The organism is Streptomyces candidus, assembly GCF_014207445.1.
Classification (GTDB): domain Bacteria; phylum Actinomycetota; class Actinomycetes; order Streptomycetales; family Streptomycetaceae; genus Streptomyces; species Streptomyces candidus.
This window is the reverse complement of the sequence record NZ_JACHEM010000018.1, coordinates 52,674-74,782: the sequence shown is the minus strand read 5'-3', so window position 1 is coordinate 74,782 and position 22,109 is coordinate 52,674. Positions and strand designations below refer to the sequence as shown.

The window sequence follows — 22,109 nt, the reverse complement described above, 5'->3', positions numbered from 1 at the left end:
AGGAGGCTGGCGGGGGCCGGGGGTGTGCGGCTTGGTGGTGGGGGTCAGGGGCGGGGGCGGCGGGCTTTCAGGGTGGCTGCGGTGCCTGCGAGGAGCAGGGCCGCGCCGCCGGCCACCAGGTAGGGCGTGGCCGAACTGCCTCCCGTTTCCGCCAGATTGACGGCTTCCTCGGCGGGGGCGGGCGGGGCCGCTTCGATGACTCCTGCCGTCTGCGGCTTCACCTCGGCGGGCGCGGCGGACGGCGCGGCGGGGGACGCCTCCGCGGTCCGTACCTCCGGCACCGTGCACCCTGTCTCCGCCAGCGTCACCACGCCCTCCACCTCCGCCACGTTCAGCTTCAGCGGATTCACCGACACCTTCAGCTCCAGGGCGGCGGCTGCCGCCGTCCGCGTGGTCGTGTGCGTCTTCGACAGGGTCAGCGCGACCTCCCCGACACCGGGGACGGCCACTCGCGTCACGCCGCCGGCCGTCAGCGTGACCCGCTTGCCGAGCACCGTGACCCGCCCGAGCACGTTGGCCTCCGCCTCGGGTCGTGCCCCCGCCACGCACACCGCCCTGGACGTCACCTTCTCGACCTCGATGAGCGAGAGCAGCGGCAGTCCGGGCACGTGCACCTTGGCGCGCGCGAGTTCCGCACGCCCCTCGGCCCGTTCGCCCTCCACGGTCGCCTTCGCGGTGGCGACGTCCGCGCGCAGCAGCGACACGGGACGCCCGCCGTCCACTCCGTCCAGCGCCACGCTCAGCGCCGTGCGCTGCGCGCTCGCCGGTGCCTGCACCTCGTTCAGAGTGGCCTTCACCGGTACGTGCACGGTCTTGTTGAGCAGGGAGACGTCGAGCCCGGCCCGCAGCACGGACGCGTTCGCCTTCCCGGGCTCCGGCGTGTCACCGGTGGCGTGCGCCGAACCCGCCGTCAGCAGCGTCAGCGGGCCGGCGGTCAGGGCGAGCGCCACCGCCCCGGCGGCGCAGCGGCGTGCGGGCATGCGGAAGAGAGAGCTGTTCAAGGTGGTGGAACCCCCACAGGAGAAAGACGTCGCCGGGCATTCACCACGGGGGACACCGTGAGTGCGGCCGACGACCGGAACACCGGAATACTTACGCACGGAGAGTGAATGCACAGGCACGCGACGTCAGTTCACTCCAAAGGGGGGTTTCCGGCCGTACGTTCGCATCTTTCACCACAGGCGTTCGCAGAAACCCCGGGGAATGGCTCTTCGCCGGGGGCGCGCCCATGAGGACGTACAACGACCGGAGCCGCCCCCACGTCACCCCGTACCACTCACCCCCCGTCAACCACCCGCCCGTTCAGCACCACGTGCCGGGGCGCCCCCAGCACCCGTACATCCGCCCGCGGGTCCGCCTCGTACACCACCAGGTCGGCCGGCGCGCCCTCCTCCAGGCCCGGCCGCCCCAGCCACTCCCGCGCCGCCCACGCCGTCGCGCCGAGCGCGTCCCGGGCGGGGATTCCGGCCCGCACCAGCTCAGCCACCTCCTCCGCGACCAGCCCGTGGGCGAGCGCGCCACCGGCGTCGGTCCCGACGAAGACGGGAATGCCCGCGTCGTACGCCGCACGTACCGTCTCGTACCGCCGTGCGTGCAGCCGGCGCATGTGGGCCGACCAGTCCGGGAACTTGGCCTCGCCGCCGTCCGCGAGGTGCGGGAACGTCGCGATGTTCACCAGCGTCGGCACGATCGCGACGCCCCTCTCCGCGAAAAGCGGGATGGTGTCCTCGGTCAGCCCGGTCGCGTGCTCGACGCAGTCGATCCCGGCCTCCACCAGGTCCCGCAGCGAATCCTCGGCGAAACAGTGCGCGGTCACCCGCGCCCCCAGCCGGTGCGCCTGCGCGATGGCGGCCTCCACCTCCCCGCGCGGCCAGCACGGGGTCAGGTCACCGGCCTCCCGGTCGATCCAGTCGCCGACGAGCTTGACCCATCCGTCGCTCCGGCGCGCCTCGGCCGCCACGTAGGCGACCAGGTCGCCCGGCTCGATCTCGTGCGCGTAGTTGCGGATGTACCGTCGGGTCCTGGCGATGTGCCGCCCCGCCCGGATGATCTTCGGCAGGTCGTCCCGGTCGTCGATCCACCGGGTGTCCGCCGCCGACCCGGCGTCCCGGATCAGCAGTGTCCCGGCATCCCGGTCGGTCCGCGCCTGCCGCTCGCTCGTCTCCGCGTCGACCGCGCCGTGCGCGTCCAGCCCGACGTGGCAGTGCGCGTCCACGAGGCCGGGCATCACCCAGCCCTCCACGGTCGCGAACTCGCGGACTCCGAGGGGGCGTTCGTAGGTGATCCGGCCGTCCACCGCCCACAGCCCGTCCCGTACGTCCTCGGGCCCGACCAGCACCCGCCCCTTCACGTGCAGCACCTCGTGATCACTCATGCCCAGCACTGTACGAGGGGGCACCCGGCGGCGGCCGCGCCCGCCGTACCGGCCGTGGCAGCACGGCCCGGCAGGCGCAGGGGACTACCCTCGCCGGGTAGGCCCGAACACCGATGCGAAGAGAGCACCGTCGTGACACACCCCCTCCTTGACCTGCCCGCCGTCACCGCCGAGGACTTCGCGCGCATCGAACGACGGGTGGCCGCGCTGCTCGGCACGGCGCAGGACGTGGTGCTCATGCAGGGCGAGGCGCTGCTGCCCCTGGAGGCGTGCATCCGGGCCGGTGCGCCGCGCGGGTCGAGCGCGCTGAACATCGTCACCGGACCCTACGGGCAGACCTTCGGCAACTGGCTGCGGGACTGCGGTGCGCAGGTGACCGACCTCGTGGTGCCGTTCCACACGGCGGTCACCGCGGACCGGGTCGCCGAGGCGCTCGCCGCGCAGCCGGAGACCGGCTTCGTGTCGCTGGTGCACGCGGAGGCGGCGACCGGGAACACCAACCCCGTCGCGGAGATCGGCGAAGTGGTGCGCGCGCACGGCGCGTTGTTCTACCTGGACGCCGTCGCCTCGATCGGCGCGGAGCCGGTGCTGCCCGACGCATGGGGCGTCGACATGTGCATCATCGGCGCGCAGAAGGCGATGGGCGGCCCCGCCGGAGTGTCGGCGGTGTCGGTGAGCGCACGCGCCTGGGAGCGGTTCGCCGCCAACCCCCACGCGCCGCGCGGCTCGTACCTCTCCCTCCTGGACTGGAAGGACAGGTGGATCGACGGCGGACGCAAGGCCCTGATGTTCGCCCCCGCGCAGCTGGAGATGCTGGCACTGGACGCCTGCCTGGAACGGATCGAGGAAGAGGGCGTCGACGGGGTCACCGGACGGCACGCGGCTGCGGCCGCCGCGACCCGGGCCGGGGCGAACGCGCTGGGCGCAGGCGTCGAGCCGTTCGTGTACGAGGCGAAGGACGCCGCGCCCGTCGCCACCACGCTGCGCGTGACCGACGGCCTCGACGCCCGGGAAGTGGTCGCCAGGGCGCTCGCCCTCAACCCGTCGGTGCCGCTGATCGCCGGCGGCGGAGCACTCGCCAAGGAGATGATCCGCGTCAACCACTACGGACGGGACGCCTCCCGGCACGTCGTGCTGGCGTCGCTGGCCGCCCTCGGCGGGGCGCTCACGGCGCTCGGACGGCCGGTGGACAACGCTTCTGCCCGGCAGGCCGTGACGGAAACCTGGCCCGGCGAGTAATTCACCAAACAATAACGAGGTAATACGCCGGAATTCACAGAAAGCGGGAAGCTGCTTATTCACCGCAGCTTCCCGTCTTCTTCTGCCCGCTCTCCCAAGGGTTAAACACCGAGATTTCCGGGCGGGTTCCGGATGGTTACAAACATGTGATCGACTCCACAGACAAGGAGATTTGCCCGGTAATTTCCGGGCAAATCGCCCTGATTCGCGACCGGTTCACCTGGGGCACCGGCTCGCGCGATAACACGTCCTTCGTGTTTAGCCAACCCTGCGCCACCATGCATTTTTTGATTTACCTCGGTAAATTTCACCGACATGACTGCCGCACAAGCAGACCTGCCGACCGAACACCTGATGAGCAGAGACAACCTCCAGATAGACAGCCCGCGAGTGGAGGACGGAGCCGCGATCTGGCGCATAGCCCGCGACTCCCAGGTCCTGGACCTCAACTCCTCGTACAGCTATCTCCTGTGGTGCCGCGACTTCGCCGCCACCTCCGTGGTCGCCCGCGACCGGCCGAACGGCGAGCCGATCGCCTTCATCACGGGCTACGTACGCCCGGAGCGCCCCGAGACGCTGGTCGTCTGGCAGGTCGCGGTGGACGACGCGCACCGCGGCCGTGGCCTGGCCGGCACGCTGCTGGACGCGCTGACCGTGAAGGTCGCCGCCAGCCACGGCGTCACCACCGTCGAAACGACCGTGACCCCGGACAACGTCCCGTCCGACCGGTTGTTCACCTCCTACGCCGAGCGGCGCGGCGCGTCCCTGAACCGGGAGGTCCTCTTCGACGGAGGGCTGTTCCCGCACGAGGCGGGCGGCGACGCGCACCTGCCCGAGGTCCTCTACCGGATCAGCCCCGTCGCGGCCTGACGCCTCCGGCCGTCCGGCCCGCCGGGCAACCCCCGGTTGCGGCCGTGGACGCCGTCGCGTCCCGCAGCACCTTCGTACACCCGCCCTCTCCCCATCCCAGGAGACCGCAGTGACCATCACCCCGCCCGCCCTGAGCGTCTTCGAAACCCTTGAGTCCGAGGTACGCAGCTACTGCCGCAGCTGGCCCGCCGTGTTCGACCGCGCGCAGGGCTCGCACATGTACGACGAGGACGGTCACACCTACCTCGACTTCTTCGCCGGGGCCGGCTCGCTCAACTACGGGCACAACAACCCGGTTCTCAAACGCGCCCTGATCGACTACATCGAGCGGGACGGCGTCACCCACGGCCTGGACATGGCGACGACCGCCAAGCGGGCGTTCCTGGAGACCTTCCAGAACGTGATCCTGCGCCCCCGTGACCTGCCCTACAAGGTGATGTTCCCGGGCCCGACGGGCACCAACGCCGTCGAGTCGGCGCTGAAGCTGGCCCGCAAGGTCAAGGGCCGCGAGTCGGTGGTGTCCTTCACCAACGCCTTCCACGGCATGTCGCTCGGTTCGCTCGCCGTCACCGGCAACGCCTTCAAGCGCGCCGGCGCCGGTGTCCCGCTGGTCCACGGCACGCCGATGCCGTTCGACAACTACTTCGACGGCCAGGTCCCGGACTTCCTGTGGTTCGAGCGCCTCCTGGAGGACCAGGGCTCGGGCCTCAACAAGCCCGCCGCCGTGATCGTGGAGACCGTGCAGGGCGAGGGCGGCATCAACGTCGCCCGCGCCGAGTGGCTGCGCGCCCTCCAGGACCTGTGCCACCGCCAGGACATGCTGCTGATCGTCGACGACATCCAGATGGGCTGCGGCCGCACCGGCGCGTTCTTCTCCTTCGAGGAGGCGGGCATCCAGCCGGACATCGTCACCCTCTCGAAGTCCATCAGCGGCTACGGACTGCCCATGTCGCTGTGCCTGTTCAAGCCGGAGCTGGACGTGTGGGAGCCGGGCGAGCACAACGGCACCTTCCGCGGCAACAACCCCGCCTTCGTCACGGCCGCCGCCGCCCTCAACGCCTACTGGGCCGACGGCCAGATGGAGAAGCAGACCCTGGCCCGCGGCGAGATGGTCGAGCGCGCGCTGCTCGCCATCGCCGACGAGAACGCCGGGGCCGGCGTCAGCTTCCGAGGCCGCGGCCTGGTCTGGGGCATCGAGTTCACCGACAAGAACCGTGCCACCGCCGTCTGCCGCCGCGCCTTCGAGCTCGGCATGCTGCTGGAGACCTCGGGCCCGGAGAGCGAGGTCGTGAAGCTCCTGCCGGCCCTCACCATCTCCGCCGACGAGCTGGACGAAGGCCTGCGCACCCTGGCGCGCGCGGTCCGCGAGACCGCCTGACGGCCCGTCAGCACTTCCCTTCCGCACGTAAGAGAAAGGCCCAAGCCACCGTGATTGTCCGCTCGTTCAAGGACATCGAAGGAACCGACCGCCATGTGAAGGCGAAGTCCGGCACCTGGGAGAGCAAGCGCATCGTGCTCGCCAAGGAAAAGGTCGGCTTCTCCCTGCACGAGACGGTCCTGTACGCGGGCACGGAGACGTCGATGTGGTACGCCAACCACATCGAGGCCGTGCTGTGCGTCGAGGGCGAGGCGGAACTCACCAACGACGAGACCGGCGAGACCCACTGGATCGAGCCCGGCACCATGTACCTGCTGGACGGTCACGAGCGCCACACCATGCGCCCGAAGACCGACTTCCGGTGCGTGTGCGTCTTCAACCCGCCCGTGACCGGACGGGAGGACCATGACGAGAACGGCGTGTACCCGCTGCTGACCGAGGAGGCCTGAAACATGAGCACCCTTACCCCGGACATGACGAACCCGACGGGCTCCGCCGCGGGCGACCTCTATCCGACCCGCGGCAGGACCGAGGTGACCACCCCGCGCCAGGACCCGGTGCTGTGGGCCCCGGACGCCGGGGGCCCGATCTCCGCCGGTGACCTCTCCGGCTTCGAGCGCGACGGCTTCCTCACCGTCGACCAGCTCATCACGGACGACGAAGTAGCGCTCTACCGTGCCGAGTTGGACCGCCTGGTCGCCGACCCGGCGGTCCGGGCCGACGAGCGCTCCATCATCGAGCCCAAGTCGCAGGACGTACGGTCGGTCTTCGAGGTCCACAAGCTGAGCAGCGTCTTCGCCCAGCTGGTGCGGGACCCGCGGGTGGTCGGCAGGGCCCGCCAGATCCTCGGCTCGGACGTCTACGTCCACCAGTCGCGGATCAACGTCAAGCCCGGTTTCGGCGCCTCCGGCTTCTACTGGCACTCCGATTTCGAGACCTGGCACGCCGAGGACGGCCTGCCGAACATGCGCACCGTCTCGGTCTCGATCGCGCTCACGGAGAACCTGGACACCAACGGCGGGCTGATGATCATGCCCGGCTCGCACAAGCACTTCCTGGGCTGCGCGGGCGAGACGCCGAAGGACAACTACAAGAAGTCGCTCCAGATGCAGGACGCGGGCACTCCGTCCGACGAGGCGCTGACCCGGATGGCCGACGCGCACGGCATCAAGCTCTTCACCGGGCGGGCCGGCTCGGCGACCTGGTTCGACTGCAACTGCATGCACGGCTCGGGCGACAACATCACGCCCTACGCCCGCAGCAACGTCTTCATCGTGTTCAACAGCGTGGAGAACACGGCGGTCGAGCCGTTCGCGGCGCCGGTGCGGCGCCCGGAGTTCATCGGTGCGCGGGACTTCACGCCGGTGAAGTAGCCCCGACGGCGGTACGGGAGCGGGGCGGGACCTCTCGGCGAGGTCCCGCCCCGCTCGGCTGTGCTACCCGCCCAGCGCCGGGTAGTCGGTGAAGCCCTTCTCCGTGCCGCCGAAGAACGTCGCCGGGTCCGGGGTGTTGTACGGGCCCTGCGTCGCGAGCCGGGCGGGCAGGTCCGGGTTGGCGAGGAACAGCGCACCGAAGGCGATCAGGTCCGCCGAACCGTCCTCCAGCAGGCCAAGCGCACGGTGGTCGGTCGGGCCGTCCGTGGCGGGGTTCAGGATGAAGGTCCCGGGGAACGCCGCCCGCAGCGTCCTGGTGAACTCGCGGTGCTCCGGGGCGACTTCGACGGTGTGCAGGTAGCCGAGGCCGAGCGGTTCGATCGCCTGCGCCAGGGCGGTGTAGACCTCGGCGGTGTCGGTCTCGGCGATGTCGTTGTACGGGTTGCCGGGAGACACCCGCAGCGCGGTCCGCGCGGCGCCGATCTCCGCCGCGACCGCCTCGACCACCTCGACGGCGAAGCGGATGCGGTTGCCGACGCCGCCGCCCCACTCGTCGGTGCGGAGATTGGTGTTCGTGGAGAGGAACTGGTGGATCAGGTAGCCGTTCGCGCCGTGCAGCTCGACGCCGTCGAAGCCGGCCTCGACGGCGTTGCGGGCGGCGCGGGCGTAGTCCCGTACGGTCTCGCGGACCTCGTCGCCGGTCAGGGCGCGCGGCTCCGTGAAGTCCGCCATTGCCGTACCGGTGAAGAGCTGTCCGGCCGGGGTCACGGCGGACGGGGCGAGCGGGGTCAGGCCGTCGGGCAGCACGCTGGGGTGGCCGATGCGGCCCGCGTGCATGAGCTGGGCGAAGATCACCCCGCCGGCGGCGTGCACGGCATCGGTGACCTTGCGCCACCCGGCGAGCTGCTCCTCGCTGTGCAGGCCCGGGGTGGTGGGGTACCCCTGGCCGACCACCGAGGGCTGGATGCCCTCGGTGATGATCAGCCCGGCGGAGGCCCGCTGGGCGTAGTACTCGGCGACGAGCTCGGTGGGCACGCCGCCGCCGCCCGCCCGGCTGCGGGTCATCGGAGCCATCACGACGCGGTTGGCGAGGGTGGTGCCGGCGAGTTCGTACGAGGTGAAGGCGGTGCTGGTCATGGTGGAAGCCCCCCAAGGCAGTGAGCGACGACAAAGGTTGGTCGGCCAAGTAAAGGTCGACGGCGCCACTGTAGCGCATTGATTGGCCGGCCAAGTTAAAGTGGCGAAGAACTGCGCGCACCGCCCCGAAGAGCCGAGGAACCCCCATGAATCCCGAACCCGCAGCCTGTCCCGGTGCACTGTCGGCAGCCGCCATCGGCGGCCCGGTCAGCCACTCCCTGTCGGTGGTGGCCCGGCTGCACCGCATCGCGGCGGGCCGGGTGCTGCGCCGCCTGGGGCTCTACCCGGGGCAGGAGTTCGTGATGATGCACCTGTGGGAAGCGGGCGCGGTGCGGCAGTCCGAGCTGATCAAGGCGGTGGGACTGGACCCGTCCACGGTGACGAAGTCGCTCCAGCGATTGGAGCAGGCGGGGCACGTACGGCGGCGGCCGGACCCGGCGGACCGGCGGGCGTCCCTCGTCGAGGCGACGGAGACGAGCTGTGAGCTGCGCTCGCAGGTGGTGGCCGCGTGGAGCGAGCTGGAGGACACCACGCTGGCCGGGCTGGGGGAGGGGGAACGGCAGGAGTTGCTCCGACTGCTGGGAAAGGTGGAGGCGAACCTCTGCCCCGCGGTGGCGGAGGAGTGCGCGGACTGAGGCGCCCCCGGTGAACGAAGGAGCGCGCGCGTTCCCCTGCCCCAGCGCGGTCGTACGCAAAGGAGGGCCGGTCAGCCCAGGACCGACCCCAGCTCCCGCAGGAAGCGGTCCGTCGTCGCCCGCTCGCGCACCGCGACCCGCACCCACTCCTCCCCGAGCCCGGGGAAAGTGTCGCCCCGGCGCACCGCGAACCCCCGCTCGCGCAGCAGCTCCCGCACCTTCGCCGCCTCCGGCATCCGTACGAGGACGAAGGGGCCGCGCGCCCCCTCCACCACCTGGACGCCGGGCAACTCGCCCAGTCCGGCGACCAGCCGGGCCCGGTCCGAGGTGATCCGCCGGGCCGCCCCGGCCGCTTCCGCCGACGCCTCGGCCGACACGCACGCCTCCGCCGCCACCAGGGCCGGTGTCGACACCGGCCACAGCGGCTGCGCCCGTTCCAGCAGCGCGATCGTGCCCGGTTCCGCCGTCACGTACCCGACCCGCAGCCCCGCCAGCCCCCACGTCTTGGTGAGGCTGCGCAGGACGACCAGGCCCGGCACATCGGTCCGCCCGGCCAGCGCCTCCGGCTCACCCGGCACCGCGTCCATGAACGCCTCGTCCACGACCAGAGTCCGCCCCGGACGCGCCAGCCGGACGACGGTCTCCGCGGGGTGCAGCACGGACGTCGGGTTCGTCGGGTTGCCGACGACGACCAGGTCGGCCTCCTCAGGCACCGCCGCCACGTCCAGCCGGAAGCCGTCCCCGGCCCGCAGCAGCACCCGCCCCACCTCGTGCCCCGCGTCCCGCAGCGCCGCCTCCGGCTCGGTGAACTGCGGATGCACCACGACCGGGTGACGCGCCGGCAACGCGCGGGCGATCAGCACGAAGGCCTCCGCCGCCCCCGCCGTCAGCAGCACCCGCTCCACCGGCAGCCCGTGGTGCGCCGCCACCGCCGCCCTCGCCGCCCGCCCGTCCGGGTAGGCGGCGAGGGTGTGCAGGGACGCCGCGAGGCGTTCCCTCAGCCAGGACGGCGGCGTGTCGGACCGCACGTTGACCGCCAGGTCGACCAGGTCCGCCGCCGCGCCGCGGACTTCGGCGTCGCCGTGGTGGCGCAGGTCATGGACGAGAGGAGGCACAGGCTTCACCGTTCCGTATCCGCACAGACCGCCACCGCGCACGTCGCCATGGCCGGCCGCCCCGCAGGGCTCGACTTCCTTTTGGGCACCAGGAGTTCGCGGCCGGGGCCGAGCGCGGCGAGCGCCGCCGCCTCCGCCACCGACGGCGTCCCCACCGCACTGAGCGCCCGCCCGGACGGGTTCGGCACCGTCACCCCGGCCAGCACCCGCGCCCCGTACGACAGGACCGGCACCCCGAGCCGCCGCCCGCACTCGACGATCGCCCCCTCGCCGGCCTTCACGTCGACGGTGGCGAGCGCGGTGACGCCGGCCGGCGCCAGCCCCGCGTCCGCAAGGGCGCCCGTGACCAGCTCGTACAGCTCCTCGACGGGCGCGTCCTCACAGGCGCCGACCCCGACCACGACCCGGATCAGAGGGTCCACGCAGTCCACCGGACATCCTTTCGCGCGGCGAATCGGCCCAGTCCGAGGTGCGCCGCACCGGGCGCATCGACTAGCAAGGGCACATGGCGTTCATGGCGGTCCTCGTCGCGCTCGGCGCGTTCCTGATGACGCTGTTCGGTGGCTGGGTCGCCCAGCGCGTCACCGACCGGCGGCACCTCGTGCTCGGCCTGGCGGGCGGGCTGATGCTCGGCGTCGTCGGCCTGGACCTGCTGCCGGAGGCCCTGGAGGCGGCCGGCAACGAGGTCTTCGGCGTACCGGCTGCGCTGCTCCTGTTCGTCGGCGGCTTCCTCGCCGCCCATGTGGGCGAGCACCTGCTCGCCGGACGGCACGCGGCGCACGGCGGAGTGGAGGGTGAGCGCATCCCCGAGGTCGGGATGACCGCCGCGTCCGCCATGGTCGCCCACAGCCTGATGGACGGCATCGCCCTCGGTGCGGCCTTCCAGATCGGCGGCGGCATGGGCCTGGCGGTCGCCCTCGCCGTCCTCGCCCACGACTTCGCCGACGGCTTCAACACCTACACGCTGACCCGCGTGTACGGCAACGCCCGCCGCAAGGCCCTGGCGATGCTGTTCGCGGACGCGGCGGCCCCCGTCGTGGGCGCGGCGTCCACGCTCCTGTTCACCCTGCCGGCCGAACTCCTCGGCTGCTATCTCGGTTTCTTCGGCGGCGTGCTCCTCTACCTGGCGGCCGCCGAGATCCTGCCCGAGGCGCACCACGACCACCCGGCCCGCTCCACCCTGCTCTGCACGACGGCGGGCGCGGGCTTCGTGTGGCTGGTGGTGGGCCTGGCCGCGGAGTAGGACGCGAGGGCTCACGGCGCGGCACACCGCTGCACGAACCGGTACGCCATCTCCGGTGCCGCCGCCCAGTGCGTATGCAGATAACTGGCGTGCACCCCGCCCTGTACGAAACCTTCGACACGCCGCTGCGGATGCGTGAACCCCCACGCCGGCGCCGTTCCGGCACCCGGCTCGACGGCCGTCCGGTGGAACTCGTGCCCGCGCAGCCGGGTCCCCGCGGCGGCCAGCGCACTGTCCCCGACGGCGACCGCCTCCCGGTATCCGAGTGTCAGCTTCTCCGACATCCGCGCCTCGGCGTCCAGCACGCCGCACATCGGCCGCCCGTCCAACGACCCTGCCAGGTAGAGCAGTCCGGCGCACTCGGCGGCCACCGGCGCCCCGGCCGCGGCCAGTTCGGAGACGGCCTTGCGCAGCGGCTCGTTCGCCGACAGCTCCGGCGCGTACACCTCGGGGAACCCGCCCCCGATCACCAACCCCCGCGTGTGGGGAGGCAGTTGCTCGTCCCTGAGCGGGTCGAACGAGACGACGTCGGCCCCGGCGGCGGCGAGGAGTTCCGTGTGCTCGGCGTAGGAGAAGGTGAACGCCGCCCCCGCGGCGACGGCGACGACGGGCCGGGTGCGCACGGCGCGCTCCCCACCGCCGTCCTCCGCGCCCCCTTCGCCGGCCTCCCGCGAACCCGTCATGTCCCCCACCTCCGGGCGCCACGCCTCCGCGCCCAGCTCCGGGGCGCTCCGGGCCAGTGCCAGCACGGCCTCCAGGTCGACCCCGGCCCGTACCTGCTCCGCGAGAGCGGCCACCGACTCGACGGCTTCGGCCTGCCGCTCGGCCACCGGCACCAGGCCCAGATGACGCGAGGGCGTCCGGACCTGCCGGGCGCGGCGCAGCACGCCGAGCACCGGAACACCCGACCCGTCGAGGGCCTCCCGCAGCAGTTCCTCGTGCCGGTCGGAGCCCACCTTGTTCAGGATGACGCCGCCGATCCGCACCTCGGGATCCCACGACGCGAAGCCGTGCACCAGCGCCGCCACCGACCGCGACTGCGACGAGCCGTCCACCACCAGCACCACCGGGGCGCGCAGCAGCTTCGACACCTGTGCGGTGGAGGCGAGTTCGCCCTGCCCGGCGGCCCCGTCGTACAGGCCCATCACGCCCTCGACGACCGCCAGGTCGCACCCGGCGGCGCCGTGCGTGAACAGCGGGGCGATCTGCTGGGGCCCGCACAGGTACGCGTCCAGGTTGCGTCCGGGCCGGCCGGTGGCCAGTGCGTGATAGCCGGGGTCGATGTAGTCCGGCCCCACCTTGTGCGGCGACACGGCAAGCCCCCGCTGGGAGAAGGCAGCCATCAGCCCCGTCGCGACGGTGGTCTTCCCGCTCCCCGACGACGGGGCGGCCACCACGATGCGTGCTACCACTCGATGCCCCGCTGGCCCTTCTGACCCGCGTCCATCGGGTGTTTCACCTTCGACATGTCGGTGACCAGGTCGGCCGCGTCCAGCAGCGCCTGCGGAGCATTGCGCCCCGTGATCACCACGTGCTGCGTGCCCGGCCGGTCGCGCAGCACCCGCACGACCTCCTCGACGTCGATCCACCCCCAGTGGAGCGGGTAGGCGAACTCGTCCAGCACATAGAACCTGTACGTCTCGGCGGCAAGGTCCCGCTTGACCTGCTCCCAGCCCTCCCGCGCCTTGTCCTCGTTGTCGGCCTGATCGTCGCGCTGGACCCAGGACCAGCCCTCGCCCATCTTGTGCCAGGCGACGCTCCCGCCCTCGCCCGTAGCGCCGAGGGCCTTCAGCGCGTTCTCCTCGCCGACCTTCCACTTCGCCGACTTCACGAACTGGAACACCCCGATCGGCCAGCCCTGGTTCCAGGCCCGCAGCGCCATGCCGAACGCGGCCGTCGACTTCCCCTTGCCGACGCCCGTGTGCACCATCAGCAGCGGCCGGTTGCGGCGCTGGCGGGTGGTGAGCCCGTCGTTCGGTACGTTCTCCGGCTGTCCCTGCGGCATCGTTATGCAGCCTTCCTCGAAGTGCCCTGTACGTCCTTGACCAGCCCGGCGATGGAGTCCGCGCGCAGCTCGTCCAGCGTGACGGCGGTGCCGCCCAACTCCCGTGCCAGCTCGGCCGCCAGACCCAGCCGCACCATTCCCGACTCGCAGTCCACCACCACCGAGGCGACGCCCTCCGCCTCGTGCAGCCGCGCCGCCCGGCCCGCCAGCGCCACGGGCTCCGGGCCCCCGGTGGCCCGCCCGTCCGTCACCACGACCAGCAGCGGACGGCGCGACGGATCGCGCAGCCGCTCCACCCGCAGGACGTCGTGCGCCTTGAGCAGCCCGGCCGCCAGCGGTGTACGCCCGCCCGTCGGCAGCAGCTCCAGACGTGCGGCGGCGGCGTCCACCGACGACGTCGGCGGCAGGACGACCTCCGCGTCCTTGCCCCGGAAGGTGACGAGGCCGACCTTGTCCCGCCGCTGGTAGGCGTCCAGCAGCAGCGAGAGCACCGCACCCTTCACGGCGCTCATCCGCTGCCGGGCCGCCATCGACCCCGAGGCGTCCACCACGAACAGCACCAGGTTCCCCTCGCGCCCCTCGCGCGTCGCCTGCCGCAGGTCGTCGCGGCGCACGACCAGCCCGCGCCCGGTGCGCCCGCGCGCCTGCTGGTGCGGGGCGGCGGCCTGCACGGTGGCGGCCAGGTGCAGCTTGGTGAGCGCACCCCGGGGACGCACGGCCCCCGTCGTACGGCCGTGCTCGGTGCGCGCACGGGACCTGCGTCCCGCCGCCCCGTCGCCGAGACCCGGCACGCTCAGCATCTTCGTACGGAACGGCTCGGCGGCCCGGGCTGCGGGCTGCTCGCCGGCGCCCCGGCCGGCCGGGGCGCTCTGCTGCTCCGGCTGCTCGGCCGGCGGCTCGGGCGAGTCGCCCTGCTCCGACCCGGCGCGCTCGGGCGCGTCGGGTCCGCCGCCGTCGCTCTGCGGCGGAATGCCGCCACCGGGCCCGTCCGGGCCCGGATCGGGATCGTCGTCCCCGCCGCCTTCGTCCTCGTTCCGCGGAGGGCTGTTCTGCTCCAGCGTGTCGTCGAGCTTGTCCTCGTCGAGGCCCGGCGCGTCGAAGGGGTTGCGCCGCCTGCGGTGGGGGAGGGCGAGGAGGGCGGCCTGCCGTACGTCCTCCTCCTGTACGTCCTCACGCCCGGCCCACGCGGCCAGCGCGGTCGCGGTACGGGCCATCACGATGTCCGCGCGCATGCCGTCGACCTCGAACGCGGCACAGGTCGCGGCGATCTGCCGGAGCGCGTCGTCACCGAGACGCACGTGCGGCAGCAGTGCCCGCGCCGCGACGATCCGCTCCCTGAGGTCGGCCTCCTCCCCGGCCCACTTCGCGGCGAATCCCGCCGGGTCGTCGTCGTAGGCGAGCCGACGGCGTACGACCTCCACCCGCAGATCGGTGTCCCGGGAGGCGGCCACCTCCACGGTCAGCCCGAACCGGTCGAGCAACTGGGGGCGCAGCTCGCCCTCTTCGGGGTTCATCGTCCCGACGAGCAGGAACCGCGCGGCGTGCCGCACGGACACCCCCTCGCGCTCGACGTAGGAGGCGCCCATGGCGGCGGCGTCCAGGAGGAGGTCCACCAGGTGGTCATGGAGGAGATTGACCTCGTCCACGTACAGAATCCCGCGGTGCGCGTCCGCCAGCAGCCCCGGCTCGAACGCCTTCACCCCCTCGCTGAGCGCCCGCTCGATGTCCAGCGCGCCCACCAGCCGGTCCTCGGAGGCGCCGACCGGCAGCTCCACCGTCCGGGCGTTCCGCGACACGCCGTCGCCACCCGGATGCGGCCCGTCGGGACACGCCGGGTCGGGAGTCGCCGGGTCACAGGAGAACCGGCATCCCGCGACCACCGTCACCTGCGGCATCAGTGCCGCCAGCGCACGCACGGCGGTGGACTTCGCGGTCCCCTTCTCACCCCGCACCAGCACCCCGCCGACCGCCGGGGACACGGCGTTGAGCAGCAGGGCGAGCCTCAGGTCGTCCTGTCCGACGAGCGCGGTGAAGGGATAGGGCGTACTCATGCGGCCTCCATAGTGGTTCCTGGCACAGCTGTCACAGCCGCAACCGCTGTCGCGCATACGGCACTTCTCATCCGTGTACCTCCGGTGCCCCCGGCGGTACGAACGGCAGCCCGCCGGGGGCACCCGACTCGATCAGCCGCCACAGCCCGTCCGTGTCCGCGTGCTCCTCGATCAAGTCCCCCAGCGTGTCGAGCTGTTCCTCCCGCAGCGCCTCGAAACTCGTGTCCGGCGCCGGCACGAACCGCCGACCCGCCGCCGTAGCGACCTCGCGCAGGAAGGCGCGCCGGAACGCGTCGCTCTCCAGCGACCCGTGCCAGTGCGTGCCCCACACCGAGCCGGCCCGGCAGCCGTCCAGAAAGGCTTCCCCGCCCAGGACCTCGGCGACGCCGTGATGGATCTCGTAACCCGCCACGGGCTCGCCCAGTGCTTCGCCCACCGGCCGCGCCAGGGTCTTCTCCCGCGCGAACCGCACCCGCACGGGCAGCAGTCCCAGCCCGTCCACCACGCCCGCCCGGGATTCCACCTCGTCCTCGATGCGCTCCCCGAGCACCTGGAACCCTCCGCAGATCCCCAGCACCGGCCGCCCCTCGGCCGCCCGCCGCCGCAGCGCGGCCGCCAGCCCCCGCTCGTGCAGCCACTCCAGCGCGCGCACCGTGCCCCGGGTCCCCGGCACGACCACCAGGTCCGCGTCCGCCAGCTCCTCCGGCCGGTCCACGAACCGCACCACCACGCCCGGCTCGGCCGCCAGCGCGTCGACATCGGTGAAGTTGGACATCAGCGGCACCGCGCACACCGCCACCCGCAGCACGTCCTGGCCGACCGGAGGCGCGACCACCGACTCCCGTACCGCACCGCGCATCGACACCCGCAGGCCGTCCTCCTCGTCGATGCCGAGGCCGTGCGCGTACGGCAGCACGCCGTAGGTCCTGCGCCCGGTGAGGTCCTCCAGCATCCGCAGGCCCGGTTCCAGCAACGACACGTCGCCCCGGAACTTGTTCACCAGATACCCGGCGATCAGCCGCTGGTCCTCCTCGGCCAGCAGCGCCGTCGTGCCGAAGAACGACGCGAAGACGCCGCCCCGGTCGATGTCCCCGACCACCACCACGGGGAAGTCGGCGGCGCGTGCGATGCCCATGTTCACGATGTCGGTGCGCCGCAGGTTGATCTCCGCCGGGCTGCCGGCCCCCTCGCAGATCACCGCGTCGTACTGGCTCCTCAGCTCGGCCAGGCACTCGGTCACCGTGCCGAGCAGCGCCTCCCGGTGCCCGCCCTGCACGCCCTCGCCGTACTTCCTGCCGCCCGCCGTCCCGAAGAAGCCGCGCGCGCTCATCTCGCCCACCGGCTTGCCCAGCAGCACCACCTGGCTGGAGCGGTCGCTGCCCGGCTTCAGCAGTACGGGGTTCATCAGCGCGGTCGGCTCGACGCGCGCCGCCTGCGCCTGCATGGCCTGTGCGCGCCCGATCTCCGCGCCCTCGCGCGTCACGAACGAGTTCAGCGACATGTTCTGCGCCTTGAACGGGGCGACCTTCACGCCCTGCCGCACCAGCCACCGGCAGATCCCCGCCGTGACGACGCTCTTGCCCGCGTCCGAGGTGGTCCCCGCGACCAGCAGTCCGCCGCCGCTCATGCGCTGTGCCCCTTGTCCCCGTGTCCGGCCCGCACGTACGAAACCGCCAGCCGCCCGGCCGCGCACACGGCCAGCGCCAGCACACCCACCCGGCGCGACAGCCGCACCGCACGCTCGATGTCCGGCACGCCGACGGGGCGGCCGGCCACCCCGTTGAGCACCGCCCGGTGCTCGACCCGGCCCGCGTACGACAGCGTCCCGCCCAGCCGTACACCCAGCGCCCCCGCGAACGACGCCTCGACCGGGCCCGCGTTGGGGCTCGGGTGCGCGGCGGCGTCGGCGCGCCAGGCCCGTACGGCACCGCGCGTGTCGTCCCCGGCGAGTACCGCGAGGGCTGCCGTCAGCCGTGCGCCCGGCCAGCCGGCCACGTCGTCGAGCCGGGCCGAGGCCCAGCCGTACCGGCGGTACCGCGCCGACTTGTGCCCGACCATCGCGTCCAGCGTGTTCACGGCCCGGAACGCGACCAGGCCGGGGACGCCGCCGAGCGCGCCCCAGACCAGTGCGCCGACCACCGCGTCCGACGTGTTCTCGGCGACGGACTCCACCACCGCCCGCGCCATCTGCTGCCCGTCCAGGCTGTGCGGGTCACGTCCGCACAGGTGGGGCAGGCGCTCGCGCGCGGTCTCCAGGTCGCCCGCCGCGAGGGCCCCGCCGATCGCCCGTGCCTCGCGCCCCAGCGAGGTACCGCCCACGACGGACCACGTCACCGCGGCGGTCAGCGCGAGGGAAGCGGCGGGAGAGCGTCGTACGGCCCGTGCGGCGACGGCCGCCGCGCCGGCGGCCCCGCCGGCGCACACCAGGGTGTGCAGTGCGCCCCACGCCCGCCGGTCGTGCCACAGCACGCGCTCCACGGCGCCCGCGGCACGGCCGAAGGCGGCGACCGGGTGCCCGCGGCGCGGATCACCGAACAGGAGGTCCGCGAGCATTCCGGCGGCGGCGCCGTACGCGAAGAGGCGGGCGTCGGCGACGGCAGGGGTGCCTCCCGTGCCGGAAACCGGGCAGGGGACGGCTGAACTGCGGGTTCCGCAGCCGGGCATGGCTGTGTGTCCTCACTCAGGGTCCGCGCCCTGGTTCGACGTGACGAGCGGCTGGGAGTTCCTGGCTTCCGTACGGCTCGTGCGAGCCGCCCGGTGACAGTGGCGGGACCGCGCCGGATTCGCACCGGCTTCCTCTCCATGCCGCCGTATTGGCTCCGGCAGTCCACCACGCCCCGCGAACGCCCGTCAACCTGGGGTTGACCTGCGACGGGCGGGAACCCGGGAGAGCACGCAGAACCGCCCCGCGCACGGGAGCGCGGGGCGGTTCGGGGGAACGGGTGTCAGGCGACGATCAGATAGATCCCGTACGCCACGGCCGCCGCGCACAGCGCGAAGCAGGCGTACGCGCCGGTGCGGGCCGCGGTCGCGGAACCGCCGGACGCGGCGGCCGCGGTCTGCTTGGAGAGACCGACGATGCCGAGGGTGAACAGACCCACCAGACCCACGGTGGCCACGAGGCTGACGCCGAAGACGGTGCCCAGAGCTGCCCAGTCAATGTTCATGTGTGCGCTTCCTTAGACCGAGGCGGCCGGGCGGGACGCCTCGGTGGGGGAGTGGAGGGTGGCCTTTATGTCACCGGTGACCATGTGCGTGGCCTCGTGCGGGAGCACGCCCGCCGGGGGCGGGGAGACCGAGGCGACGGCCGCGGAGACGACTCCGGCGTTCTCGCCGGCCGGTGCGTCCAGGTCGTCGGCGGTGACGTTGGTGTGGTCGACCGGCTTGCGGCGCGACAGCAGCCAGATCACGGCCGACCCGACGACCAGCAGGATCGCCACGGCGGTGACGCCCCAGGTGCCCTGACCGGTGAGGAACTCGGCGGCGGCGGCGATCGCACCGGCGGCCGGGAGGGTCAGACCCCAGGCGACGAACATCCGGGTGGCGGTCGACCAGCGGACCACGCCGCCCTTGGGGCCGAGGCCGGCGCCCATCACGGAACCGGAGCAGACCTGGGTGGTGGAGAGGGAGAAACCGAGGTGCGAGGAGGCAAGGATCACCGTCGCGGCGCTGGTCTGGGAGGCGAAGCCCTGCGGCGGCCGGAGGTCGGTGAGGCCCTTGCCCATGGTGCGGATGATGCGCCAGCCGCCGAGGTAGGTGCCGAGCGCGATGGCGACACCGGCCGAGACGATGACCCACATGGGCGGGTTGGAGCCGGGGACCAGGACGTTGCCGGTGACCAGGGCGAGGGTGATGACACCCATCGTCTTCTGCGCGTCGTTGGTGCCGTGCGCGAGCGAGACGAGACCGGCGGAGGCGATCTGGCCCGCCCGGTACCCCTTGGCGGTGGCCTTCTCGTCGGTCTTGCTCGCCAGCTTGAAGGTGAGCTTCGTGGCGAGGTACGCGGCGATGCCCGCGACGATCGGGGCGGCGATGGCGGGCAGCAGCACCTTGGTGATGACGACGCTGCCGTTGACGCCGGAAGCGCCGACCGACATCAGGGTGGCGCCGATGAGGCCGCCGAAGAGTGCGTGGGAGGAGCTGGACGGCAGGCCGATCAGCCAGGTCAGCAGGTTCCACAGGATCGCGCCGACGAGCGCCGCGAAGATCACTTCCGTCGTGATGCCGCTCTCGTTGATGAGCCCACCGGAAATCGTCTTGGCGACTTCGACGGAGAGGAACGCACCTACGAGGTTCAGCACGGCGGACATGGCCACCGCCGTCTTGGGCTTGAGTGCGCCGGTCGAGATGGTGGTGGCCATCGCGTTGGCAGTGTCGTGGAAACCGTTCGTGAAGTCGAACACGAGAGCGGTCACGATCACGATTCCGAGAAGGAGCGTGATGTGTTCCATTTACCCAGGCAATCGTTTGAGGTCAGTGGCCCGTTGAACGTAGGCAACCTGAGTGAACGGAAGATGAACTGGGCAGGGCGCTGCGGTGACCCGAAACGCCCTCCCTCCGTTCCGCTTTCCACCGGAACAGCGGCGCCGTAAGGGATGACCGGCGCGTCAACAGCGCGCGGGGCCGCTCAACCGCCCGAGCGACCCGTCGAGGAGATCCTCGTCACCCCGAAGTGGCCCCGGCCGCCGTCCGCCCTCCCCGCACCTTCCGTACGGCGCTGCCGTACCGGCGCCCCGGCTGGCAGGATGCCGCCCATGACAAACGAGGCGACGGCTGTGACGGACGGGACGGGCGGGGCCGCCGAGGTGTCCCGTGCCTGGCGGGAACTGCTGGCCACCGCCCGCAGATCGGTGGCGGACGGCCTGGTCGTCGGCACCTCCGGCAACGTCTCCGTCCGCCTCGGCGACCTCGTCCTGCTCACCCCGAGCGGCGTCCCCTACGACCGGCTCGGCCCGGACGACGCCGTGGGCGTCGACCTCGACGGCCGCCCGGTGCTCGGCGCCCTCGCACCGACCAGCGAACTGCCCCTGCACCTCGCCGTCTACCGGGCCACCGACGCACGCGCGATCGTGCACACCCACGCCGTGCACGCCGCCGCCGTCTCCGCCCTCGTCGACCGGCTCCCGCTCATCCACTACATGGCCGCCGCCATGGGAGGCCCGGTCCGCACCGCCCCCTACGCCACGTACGGAACGGAGGAACTGGCGCAGAACGTGGTGCACGCGCTGCGGGACCGCAGTGGATGCCTGATGGCCAACCACGGCGCCCTCACCTACGGCGACACCCTCGACCAGGCCTACGACCGCACCGCCCAGCTGGAGTGGATGTGCCGCCTGTGGCTCACCGCCTCTTCCGTCCCCGAGCACTCCCCGACCCTGCTCTCGGGCCCCCAGCTCGACGCCGTGAAGGAACAGCTGCGCGGCTACGGACAGCGCGGCTGACCTCCCGGCAGGCCGGTCCCGGAAAGCGGGATCGGCCTCCACCGGCCGCGCCCACTGGCAGTTCCGTCCCGCCGTGCGGACACTGGAGCGGTGCACCCGGCTAAAGCGACGGCAGCGGCCGTCACCACCCTCATCGGCATCGGCGCCGCCACGGTCGCCGCCGCCCGGTACGCCGGCGCCGCGGCCCTCAAGGCCTCGCCCCGACGGCCCCCGCCCGGCGACCCCGGCGTCACCGTGCACTCCACGGCGCCCGGCCGGATCACCCTGACCCGGGACCTGACCACGCTCCAGTCCGGCGTGTACGGACTGGAGGGCACCGGAGCGGACGGCGAACGCGTCCACGCCGTCGTCGGCCCGGTCCTTGAAGAGGTCCCGCACGAGGCCGACACGGTCGTACGCCGCCTGAAGCGCGTCACCCTCGGCTCCCTCGAACCGGGGACGAAGGTCCGGCTCACCCCGTACGTCCACACCGGCGATCCGGGCAGCGCGCTCGGCCTCGACTTCGAGCACACGGACGTCATGGGGGAACTCGGGGCGCTGCCCGCCTGGTTCGTACCCGGATCCCGCGCCACCTGGGTGATCACCGTGCACGGCCTCGACGCGACCCGCGAGCACCCGCTCAACGTCCTGGCGTTTCTGCACCGCCACCGCATGCCCGTGCTCGACCTCGCCTACCGGGGCGACGCGGGCGCACCCCGTTCGCCCGACGGCCTCGGCCACCTCGGCGACTCGGAGTGGCGCGACCTGGACGCCGCGATCCGGCACGCGGTGCGCCACGGCGCCGACCGGGTCATCCTGTACGGCTGGTCCACCGGCGCCGCGATGGCGCTGCGCGCGGCGACGTCCTCCTCCGTCCGCCACCTCGTGAGCGGGCTCGTCCTCGACTCCCCGGTGCTCGACTGGGAGGCCACCGTGCGCGCCCTGGCCCGGGCCCGGCGCACCCCCGGCGCTCTGCTGCCGCTCGTGGTGCGCGCCGCGCAGGGCAGCACCGGACCGCACGGCGACCGGCTGAGCGCGGCGGCCGACCCCGACGGGCTGCGCGTCCCGACGCTGATCTTTCACGGGCCGGCCGACACCGTAGCCCCCTGGGGGCCGTCCCGCGCGCTCGCGCACGCCCGGCCCGGCCTGGTCACCCTGCACACCGTTCCGGATGCCGCCCATGCGGCGATGTGGAACGCCGACCCGGCCGGCTACGAAGAGGTACTACGGCGGTTCCTCACCCCTCTCATGTAGCGGCCCCGGGCAGGG

At 72.7% G+C, this 22,109-nt stretch carries 21 protein-coding genes and 1 riboswitch; of the genes, 9 read left to right on the top strand and 12 right to left on the bottom strand.

Going from position 1 to position 22,109, the window contains the following annotated elements; all coding sequences use genetic code 11:
- Window positions 1-44: 44 nt before the first annotated feature.
- Both HNQ79_RS28150 and HNQ79_RS28145 read right to left on the bottom strand, forming a co-directional pair.
- Window positions 45-1,001, bottom strand: coding sequence for an SCO1860 family LAETG-anchored protein (locus HNQ79_RS28150; protein WP_185035698.1), 957 nt, complete (start codon window positions 999-1,001; stop codon window positions 45-47).
- 275 nt (window positions 1,002-1,276) lie between these two features.
- A complete protein-coding gene (locus HNQ79_RS28145) occupies window positions 1,277-2,374 on the bottom strand; it encodes an amidohydrolase family protein (RefSeq protein ID WP_185035697.1) in 1,098 nt (365 codons plus the stop codon).
- Between the two features lie 132 nt (window positions 2,375-2,506).
- Here HNQ79_RS28145 and HNQ79_RS28140 point away from each other — a divergent pair, with 132 nt between their 5' ends.
- The 5 genes from HNQ79_RS28140 (at window position 2,507) to thpD (ending at window position 7,234) form a co-directional block, all read left to right on the top strand.
- Window positions 2,507-3,613: a pyridoxal-phosphate-dependent aminotransferase family protein gene (locus tag HNQ79_RS28140; protein WP_185035696.1), complete on the top strand. Its 1,107-nt coding sequence runs from the start codon at window positions 2,507-2,509 to the stop codon at window positions 3,611-3,613.
- Between the two features lie 315 nt (window positions 3,614-3,928).
- Window positions 3,929-4,483, top strand: a complete 555-nt coding sequence (ectA, locus tag HNQ79_RS28135; protein WP_185035695.1) for a diaminobutyrate acetyltransferase — start codon at window positions 3,929-3,931, stop codon at window positions 4,481-4,483.
- 109 nt (window positions 4,484-4,592) lie between these two features.
- Window positions 4,593-5,861 carry a diaminobutyrate--2-oxoglutarate transaminase gene (gene ectB, locus HNQ79_RS28130; protein WP_185035694.1) on the top strand — a complete coding sequence of 423 codons (1,269 nt, stop codon included), beginning with the start codon at window positions 4,593-4,595 and terminating at the stop codon, window positions 5,859-5,861.
- 50 nt (window positions 5,862-5,911) lie between these two features.
- A complete protein-coding gene (locus HNQ79_RS28125) occupies window positions 5,912-6,310 on the top strand; it encodes an ectoine synthase (RefSeq protein ID WP_185035693.1) in 399 nt (132 codons plus the stop codon).
- A 24-nt stretch (window positions 6,311-6,334) separates the two neighbouring features.
- Entirely contained in the window at window positions 6,335-7,234 is a 900-nt protein-coding gene (gene thpD, locus HNQ79_RS28120; protein ID WP_185035714.1) for an ectoine hydroxylase, read from the top strand.
- 63 nt (window positions 7,235-7,297) lie between these two features.
- Here thpD and HNQ79_RS28115 read toward each other — a convergent pair whose 3' ends face one another.
- Window positions 7,298-8,371, bottom strand: coding sequence for an alkene reductase (locus HNQ79_RS28115; protein ID WP_185035692.1), 1,074 nt, complete (start codon window positions 8,369-8,371; stop codon window positions 7,298-7,300).
- 146 nt (window positions 8,372-8,517) lie between these two features.
- Between HNQ79_RS28115 and HNQ79_RS28110 the strand changes: the two genes are divergently transcribed.
- A complete protein-coding gene (locus tag HNQ79_RS28110) occupies window positions 8,518-9,006 on the top strand; it encodes a MarR family winged helix-turn-helix transcriptional regulator (RefSeq protein ID WP_185035691.1) in 489 nt (162 codons plus the stop codon).
- Between the two features lie 71 nt (window positions 9,007-9,077).
- Here HNQ79_RS28110 and cobC read toward each other — a convergent pair whose 3' ends face one another.
- Window positions 9,078-10,121, bottom strand: a complete 1,044-nt coding sequence (gene cobC / locus HNQ79_RS28105) for an Rv2231c family histidinol phosphate aminotransferase CobC (protein WP_185035690.1) — start codon at window positions 10,119-10,121, stop codon at window positions 9,078-9,080.
- Window positions 10,122-10,126: 5 nt separating this feature from the next.
- The gene (locus HNQ79_RS28100) at window positions 10,127-10,543 is read right to left on the bottom strand and encodes a cobalamin biosynthesis protein (RefSeq protein WP_308437370.1); all 417 of its coding nucleotides are present in this window, start codon (window positions 10,541-10,543) and stop codon (window positions 10,127-10,129) included.
- Window positions 10,544-10,635: 92 nt separating this feature from the next.
- On the opposite strand from HNQ79_RS28100, the gene HNQ79_RS28095 reads away from it, so the two are divergent.
- Window positions 10,636-11,364, top strand: a complete 729-nt coding sequence (locus HNQ79_RS28095) for a ZIP family metal transporter (protein WP_185035712.1) — start codon at window positions 10,636-10,638, stop codon at window positions 11,362-11,364.
- Window positions 11,365-11,375: 11 nt separating this feature from the next.
- Here HNQ79_RS28095 and HNQ79_RS28090 read toward each other — a convergent pair whose 3' ends face one another.
- From HNQ79_RS28090 to HNQ79_RS28060, 7 genes are all read right to left on the bottom strand, one after another.
- Complete coding sequence (locus HNQ79_RS28090) at window positions 11,376-12,776, bottom strand: cobyrinic acid a,c-diamide synthase CobB (RefSeq protein WP_185035689.1); 1,401 nt, start codon at window positions 12,774-12,776, stop codon at window positions 11,376-11,378.
- Window positions 12,770-13,369 (bottom strand): cob(I)yrinic acid a,c-diamide adenosyltransferase, encoded by a 600-nt coding sequence (cobO, locus tag HNQ79_RS28085; protein WP_185035688.1) that lies wholly within the window; start codon window positions 13,367-13,369, stop codon window positions 12,770-12,772. The genes HNQ79_RS28090 and cobO overlap by 7 nt, the downstream gene beginning before the upstream one ends.
- 2 nt (window positions 13,370-13,371) lie before the next feature.
- Window positions 13,372-15,420, bottom strand: coding sequence for a putative cobaltochelatase (locus HNQ79_RS28080; protein ID WP_185035687.1), 2,049 nt, complete (start codon window positions 15,418-15,420; stop codon window positions 13,372-13,374).
- 67 nt (window positions 15,421-15,487) lie between these two features.
- On the bottom strand, window positions 15,488-17,047 hold the full coding sequence (locus HNQ79_RS28075) for a cobyric acid synthase (protein ID WP_185035686.1): 1,560 nt from the start codon (window positions 17,045-17,047) through the stop codon (window positions 15,488-15,490).
- Window positions 17,044-18,084, bottom strand: coding sequence for a cobalamin biosynthesis protein (locus HNQ79_RS28070; RefSeq protein WP_185035685.1), 1,041 nt, complete (start codon window positions 18,082-18,084; stop codon window positions 17,044-17,046). The genes HNQ79_RS28075 and HNQ79_RS28070 overlap by 4 nt, the downstream gene beginning before the upstream one ends.
- Before the next feature lie 35 nt (window positions 18,085-18,119).
- A riboswitch (cobalamin riboswitch) is annotated at window positions 18,120-18,267 on the bottom strand.
- Between the two features lie 98 nt (window positions 18,268-18,365).
- Window positions 18,366-18,587: a hypothetical protein gene (locus HNQ79_RS28065; protein WP_185035684.1), complete on the bottom strand. Its 222-nt coding sequence runs from the start codon at window positions 18,585-18,587 to the stop codon at window positions 18,366-18,368.
- Window positions 18,588-18,599: 12 nt separating this feature from the next.
- Window positions 18,600-19,871 carry an inorganic phosphate transporter gene (locus HNQ79_RS28060; protein WP_185035683.1) on the bottom strand — a complete coding sequence of 424 codons (1,272 nt, stop codon included), beginning with the start codon at window positions 19,869-19,871 and terminating at the stop codon, window positions 18,600-18,602.
- Window positions 19,872-20,174: 303 nt separating this feature from the next.
- Here HNQ79_RS28060 and HNQ79_RS28055 point away from each other — a divergent pair, with 303 nt between their 5' ends.
- A complete protein-coding gene (locus tag HNQ79_RS28055; protein ID WP_229923737.1) occupies window positions 20,175-20,861 on the top strand; it encodes a class II aldolase/adducin family protein in 687 nt (228 codons plus the stop codon).
- A gap of 90 nt (window positions 20,862-20,951) precedes the next feature.
- Window positions 20,952-22,094 (top strand): alpha/beta hydrolase family protein, encoded by a 1,143-nt coding sequence (locus HNQ79_RS28050; RefSeq protein WP_185035681.1) that lies wholly within the window; start codon window positions 20,952-20,954, stop codon window positions 22,092-22,094.
- Window positions 22,095-22,109 lie beyond the last annotated feature (15 nt).

Coding starts and splice junctions, on each gene's coding strand:
- HNQ79_RS28060 (WP_185035683.1), bottom strand. CDS start 19,871: ATGGAACACATCACGCTCCTTCTCGGAATCGTGATCGTGACCGCTCTC.
- ectA (WP_185035695.1), top strand. CDS start 3,929: ATGACTGCCGCACAAGCAGACCTGCCGACCGAACACCTGATGAGCAGA.
- HNQ79_RS28110 (WP_185035691.1), top strand. CDS start 8,518: ATGAATCCCGAACCCGCAGCCTGTCCCGGTGCACTGTCGGCAGCCGCC.
- HNQ79_RS28055 (WP_229923737.1), top strand. CDS start 20,175: ATGACAAACGAGGCGACGGCTGTGACGGACGGGACGGGCGGGGCCGCC.
- HNQ79_RS28095 (WP_185035712.1), top strand. CDS start 10,636: ATGGCGGTCCTCGTCGCGCTCGGCGCGTTCCTGATGACGCTGTTCGGT.
- HNQ79_RS28145 (WP_185035697.1), bottom strand. CDS start 2,374: ATGAGTGATCACGAGGTGCTGCACGTGAAGGGGCGGGTGCTGGTCGGG.
- HNQ79_RS28070 (WP_185035685.1), bottom strand. CDS start 18,084: ATGCCCGGCTGCGGAACCCGCAGTTCAGCCGTCCCCTGCCCGGTTTCC.
- cobO (WP_185035688.1), bottom strand. CDS start 13,369: ATGCCGCAGGGACAGCCGGAGAACGTACCGAACGACGGGCTCACCACC.
- HNQ79_RS28075 (WP_185035686.1), bottom strand. CDS start 17,047: ATGAGCGGCGGCGGACTGCTGGTCGCGGGGACCACCTCGGACGCGGGC.
- thpD (WP_185035714.1), top strand. CDS start 6,335: ATGACGAACCCGACGGGCTCCGCCGCGGGCGACCTCTATCCGACCCGC.
- HNQ79_RS28065 (WP_185035684.1), bottom strand. CDS start 18,587: ATGAACATTGACTGGGCAGCTCTGGGCACCGTCTTCGGCGTCAGCCTC.
- HNQ79_RS28080 (WP_185035687.1), bottom strand. CDS start 15,420: ATGAGTACGCCCTATCCCTTCACCGCGCTCGTCGGACAGGACGACCTG.
- HNQ79_RS28115 (WP_185035692.1), bottom strand. CDS start 8,371: ATGACCAGCACCGCCTTCACCTCGTACGAACTCGCCGGCACCACCCTC.